Genomic DNA, 5,947 nt, shown 5'->3' with positions numbered 1-5,947 from the left:
AAATAGGTCTGCAAAAAAGCGGTTGTTTTCGTCCATTGCCTTTTCTGCCTTCTTAAAATCTTTCAGCGCCAGGTCATATTTTTTCTGGCCATAATAAGCCACAGCCCGGCCCAGGTAAGCGGGCATGTAGGTTGAATCCTTTTTGATAACCCGGTCAAACAACGTAAATGCAGTCTGGTACTCGCGTTTAGAAAGATGCGTGTTGGCGATACCGGATTGCAGCGCGGGCGTTTCCCACTTCAATGTGGAAGCAAGCTTGTAGTAGCGTTGCGCCTCACTGATCAACTTCAAACCATAATTGGAATGCGCCATTCCGAGGTATGCATCGCCCCGGAAAGTGCGGTCGTCGGTTTCCAGATAAGTGGCAAAAACTGCCTTCGCTGCGCCGAACTGGCCGAGCGACAATAGTGCATTGGCGTAACGTATCTGTGCTTTCGGATGCTTCCTGGCTACCCTTTCAAAATCCTTCACTGCTCTTTTTTCATTGCCGGTGCGCATGAGCATATCGCCGCGCTGCAACCTGTAAGCCATTTCATCCTTCTGCCGGATCGCCGTAGTTACTTCATCGATCGCTTCTTCTGTCCTCCCGGTGTATTTATAGGCCATACCCAGGTTATAGTTCCACTTACCGCCGCTGCTTTTGGCAGAGTTGCCGGCTGCAAAGTCGATTGCCTGACCGTATTGCTTTTGTTTACCAAATGAAACTACCGTATTCAAATTGGCCTGCGAGCCGCCGGGCGCTTCTGCAAAATCGTTTCTTGCTGCATTGTATTTACCCGAAAGCAATGCAAACAGCCCCCTGTTATATCTCAAATGCGCATCCTGCTTACTGAGATCGAGCTCTTCCATGATGTGCAGTGCCTTCTGTGAGTTGCCAAGCAGCGCCAGGATCACCGCCTCATTGTTCATCCGCTGTACAGAATCAGCGGGATCAAATGCTTCTTTATGGTAGAGTGCGTAGGCAGATTGCAGATTGCGGATACCCCGCTGATAGGATTCTTCCCTTAATAACGTGGGATTGTTTTCTTCAAATGAGCGGTTAAAAACAGGCAGGAGATCTTTGACCAGCCGCTGGCACTCTCCAAAATCCTGTGCAGTAGCATTGCCAGGACCTAAGACAGTCAGCATCAGCAAAATACCAGCGCAAAAGAGTAAGTAGATTTTCTGTACCACAGTCAAATAAAACTGGCTCAAAAGCCTCTAACCTACGAGTAATCGCGGAGAATTACAATAATCGGCTTGCCCCCGCCAGCAAAAACCAGCTATAATTTTATTTTTTAATGAAATAGTAAAATAACCGGATTTGTAAACCTGAACGCGTACCATTTACAAATCATTACGCGGTTTCAAAAAGGCTGTCCCGAATAGGCGGCGTACATTCAAAATTAATATCTTGCGCAACAGTAAAAACCGCCATTCTTCTGTGTCAGCTACAAAATGGCGCTCGTATTACTACTGAAAACGAAAGCGTTAGCAGTTCTTTCATTCCTGTTCATCATCAAAGTTTACCCAAACCATGCCATTAGAAAACCAGCATAAATTAGTTATATACCAGATTTTCACGCGCCTTTTCGGAAACCAAAACACCACGAACAAATTTTACGGAACACTGGCAGAAAACGGCTCCGGGAAATTCAACGATATCTCCGACGCGGCTTTACAGGCATTGAAAGAGTTTGGCGCAACGCACGTGTGGTACACCGGTGTCCTGGAACACGCCACGCTCACCGACTACTCGGCATTCGGGATCAAACCTGACCACCCGCTGATCGTGAAAGGCATTGCCGGCTCGCCTTATGCAGTCAAAGATTATTACGATGTAGATCCGGATCTTGCTGTGGATGTAAACAGCCGCATGCAGGAATTTGAAGCATTGATCAGCCGTACCCACGCCAATAACCTGAAAGCAATTATTGACTTTGTCCCCAATCACGTGGCGCGTCAATACTGCTCGGATATGCGTCCTGAAAATGTGCGGGATTTTGGGGAAGATGATGACAATACAGTCGCATTCAGCCCTACAAACAATTTTTACTACATACCCAATCAGGATTTTATCGTTCCCGAGGGGCATAAACCTCCGGTACAACTGGAAGCCCCTTATTACGAAAGACCCGCGAAAGCTACCGGAAACGATGTTTTCGCAGCGCAGCCAAGTCAATACGACTGGTACGAAACGATCAAGCTGAATTATGGTGTAGACTACCTCGATGAACACACGACACATTTTGACCCGATCCCGTCCACCTGGCTCAAAATGTACGATATCCTTAAATACTGGACATTAAAAGGCGTCGACGGTTTCAGATGTGATATGGCGGAGATGGTACCTGTTGCATTCTGGTCGTGGGTGATCCCTGAAATCAAGAAGGTGAAATCGGAGGTTATTTTTATTGCCGAGATATATAACCCGGCTGAGTACCACAATTATATCAACATAGGCCGATTTGACTATCTGTACGATAAAGTCGGACTTTATAATTCGCTGCGGAGGCTGATCGAGGGGCACGGAACTGCCGAGGATATTACCAGGCTCTGGCAACAGGAGTCAGGCGACATTGCGCCCAACATGTTGCGCTTTCTTGAAAACCACGATGAGCAACGCATTGCCTCGCGCTACTTTGCAGGCGATCCCTGGCTGGCAGTACCGGCAATGGTGCTCAGCGCCACATTGCATACCGGCCCAATGATGATCTACTTTGGTCAGGAGCTGGGCGTCAATCCTACTTTGGCGGAAGGATTTCAGGGAGAAGATGGCCGTACTACCATTTTTGATTATTGGGGTGTAACCGAATTTCAGCTTTGGGTAAATAGCGGGAAATTTAATACCGACCTGCTGAGTAATGAACAGAAGCGGCTCCGCGAGTTTTATGAAAGCCTTAATCATTTTGTACTTGAAAACGAGGCCGTTTATGCGGGCGAATTTTACGATTTGCAGTATGTGAATATTGACGGACAGAGTTTTAACTATGATAAGAAGTTTGTTTACAGCTATTTGCGGCACACAGAAAACCAGCAGCTGTTGTTTATCTGCAACTTTAACCGCGAAAAAGCCATTGAGACGAACGTACGCATTCCGCAGGATGCGTGGAGCCAGGTGCTTAAACTCGAAAATACCGGCTTGTACAAGCTGAAACCTGTTTTTCCCACATTCAGCTCACAGGTGCATTTACAAACCGGCGATATTACTTCCACCGGCGTGCATGTGGAGCTTCCTCCGGCATCGGTTTTTGTATATGAGATCGTGAAGAAGCAGGTTATCTGAAATAAGGCGGTGCAGCCTGTGCGTGAGGATTTTGTTACAAGCCGCTAATTTCTGAATATGAGGACAGATTTAATACAAAACAAATCGGGATACGTCAGCAGGTTCCTCGAAAAGGCGCGAAACCGGTGGAAGGCAAACCGCCGGGGCAAATATGCATTTATTGACAGCCTTTCCAGCCTGTTCTCAGATGAAGATGAAAGATCATTGATTGCAGGCGAGATCATGTCCGTGCTTTTATCGACCAAGTTCGTATCATTGCTGACTGAATCCGAGATCGGGGCTAATAAAGGTTTTTTCTCCGATGCATCGGCGAGGCTAAGTTTTAAATTTCTGCCACCAGTAGAAGAACCGAACGAGCTGAGGACGCATTTCGACCAGTTTTTCTGCTATACAAAAGACTATCAATGGGTGCGCGCTATTTCTGACCAGGAATGGAGCGGCTTCCTGCAGCTCGTGTTCACGGATCAGGATTTTACTGCCGGCGGCCACATGGAAAAGGAGGTACTCAACTCGGTGCTGATCCTGGCACAGCGCGCCGCTACACTAGGCGTTGACCCGGAGGTTGTTTCCAAAATTCCGAGGGTGGACGATCTGGACTCGCCTTTCCTGGGACTTAACCGGGAGGTAATCCTTTTTGTTGAAAACACGCTCAATTCTGCCAGTTACCGGGGCGCAGTCCGCGAAAACGATTACAAGCACATCCTGGTGATGATCAGCCAATGCAAAGAGCAGATCAGCTATATATACAAGCACAAAGACCTTTTTGGAATAAGTCTGCAACTGACTTACCTCGTACGCCAGATCGAACAATATCTGAAAAGGCTTACACAGCTGCTGGAAATCATTCAGACCTCCGACGACGAACAACGTTGGCTGGTAATAGCAGGCTTGCTGAAAGAGTTTGTTTATGCAGAAAATACGCGTTACAGTCTGCGTAAGCACTTTTCGACCAACTTGCAGCTGCTCACATTCAAGGTCATCGAAAACACTTCCAAAACGGGCGAGCACTATATTGCTTCGGACCAATCAGCCTACTGGAAATTGTTTGGAAAAGCGCTGGGCGGCGGTGTGATTGTTGCATTTCTGTGTGCCAACAAAACGCGGCTCTACTTTCAGCATCTGCCCATTTTCTGGGAGGCATTTTTTTACAGCCTCAACTATTCATTGGGCTTTATGCTGATCCACATTCTGGGCTTTACAATCGCTACTAAGCAGCCTGCCATGACAGCCTCCACCATCGCGGCCAACCTTAGCAATAATGGAGAGAATGTCAACTGGCTGCACACCACCACACAGCTGCTGATCAGATTGATCCGGAGTCAGTTTATTTCACTGGTCGGCAATGCGTCGATCGCATTTCCGGTAGCATACGGAATTGACCAGCTGTATTACCGCACCATGGAGTACCACATCGCCGATCCTGCCAAGTCGATCCGGCTGATCGCCGAACTGAATATATGGGAAAGCCTCGCCCTGCCGCACGCCGCGCTTGCAGGCGTGTACCTGATGCTTTCAGGTCTTGTTTCGGGGTATTATGAAAACAAATGGATCTATAACAAATACACTTTGCGGATCCAGAAACACCGCAGACTGAACAAGCTGCTCGGACAGGAGCGGCTTAATCGTGTAGCGCACTATTTCGAGCGGAACTTCGGTGGTCTGGCAGGTAACTTCTTTCTCGGTGTGTGTCTGGGCTCCACGGCCGCAATCGGATTTACGTTTGGTCTGCCGCTGGATATCCGGCACATTACCTTCGCCGCAGGTAACTTCGGACTGGCCGTATCGGGATTGGAAAACCACGTTTCAACAGAACTGATCTTCAATTCCATTATCGGAATCGCCGGTATTGGTGTGATGAACGTGATTGTCAGCTTTGGCTTGTCCATTGCATTTGCACTTAAATCCAGGAATGCAAAAACAGCCGAGGTAAAGAACCTTATTGCCAACCTGGCGTGGCAGTTTTTCCATCATGGGCTCGCGTTCTTTTTTCCCGTCAAAAGCAAAATGGAAGAGCGGGAGGAAATTCAGGAAGCAGTCCCGCACAGACAGACTTAGCATTGCAAATAGGCCTTTGATCACTATTTTTACGTAATTGCCGGCTTAAATCACCTACTGATAAAGAAAATCCATCATGTTTAAAATAGTTGCTTTATCCATTCTCATTTCAGTTTCATGCGCGGCCCAGTCGCAATCGAACCTGCAAAAAGTTTTTGGACAAAAAATGGATTTACCTGAAAGCAGGGACATTGGTACACAGGTACTCCGCATTAGTGAATCCTTCCTCGGAACACCCTATGTAGCTGGTACACTGGAAGGTAATCCGACAGAAAAACTCGTTTGCAAATTCGACGGACTGGATTGCACCACGTTAGTAGAAAGCGTCATAGCCCTGGCAGTGGCGAAGTCTGAAAACGCAAGCTTTGAAGCTTACAAAAATGAGCTTACCAAACTGCGCTACCGGGATGGCGACATTGACGGCTATCCATCCCGCCTGCATTACATACTCGACTGGATGTACGAAAACGAAAAACGCGGCCGGCTTGTCAATATTACCGAAAAAGTAGGCGGGGTACCGTTCAAAAAAGAGATCAACTTCATGACCAACCACGCCAATCTGTACCAGGCAATGGCCGAGAGCGAGGTTTGGGAAAAAATACGGGAACAGGAGAAAATCATCATTAC

The 5,947-nt window shown here is 47.6% G+C and carries 4 protein-coding genes; 3 read left to right on the top strand and 1 reads right to left on the bottom strand.

The genetic code is table 11. From position 1 onward, the window contains the following. Window positions 1-1,128 (bottom strand): tetratricopeptide repeat protein (locus tag ACTIE6_RS15570; RefSeq protein ID WP_439557514.1); only part of this gene is annotated, 1,128 nt, incomplete at its 3' end. A 388-nt stretch (window positions 1,129-1,516) separates the two neighbouring features. Between ACTIE6_RS15570 and ACTIE6_RS15565 the strand changes: the two genes are divergently transcribed. From ACTIE6_RS15565 to ACTIE6_RS15555, 3 genes are all read left to right on the top strand, one after another. Next, window positions 1,517-3,265, top strand: coding sequence for an alpha-amylase family protein (locus tag ACTIE6_RS15565; protein WP_439557513.1), 1,749 nt, complete (start codon window positions 1,517-1,519; stop codon window positions 3,263-3,265). A 57-nt stretch (window positions 3,266-3,322) separates the two neighbouring features. Further along, complete coding sequence (locus ACTIE6_RS15560; RefSeq protein ID WP_439557512.1) at window positions 3,323-5,320, top strand: site-specific recombinase; 1,998 nt, start codon at window positions 3,323-3,325, stop codon at window positions 5,318-5,320. A gap of 76 nt (window positions 5,321-5,396) precedes the next feature. Next, a partial coding sequence (locus ACTIE6_RS15555) for an N-acetylmuramoyl-L-alanine amidase-like domain-containing protein (protein WP_439557511.1) occupies window positions 5,397-5,947 on the top strand: 551 nt, incomplete at its 3' end.

This window comes from Dyadobacter sp. (assembly GCF_051859145.1).
Lineage (GTDB): Bacteria > Bacteroidota > Bacteroidia > Cytophagales > Spirosomataceae > Dyadobacter.
This window is presented reverse-complemented; position numbering and strand designations above follow the sequence as displayed.

Bases quoted from the DNA above. Each gene is read 5' to 3' on its own strand.
- ACTIE6_RS15560 (WP_439557512.1), top strand. From the start codon at position 3,323: ATGAGGACAGATTTAATACAAAACAAATCGGGATACGTCAGCAGGTTC.
- ACTIE6_RS15565 (WP_439557513.1), top strand. From the start codon at position 1,517: ATGCCATTAGAAAACCAGCATAAATTAGTTATATACCAGATTTTCACG.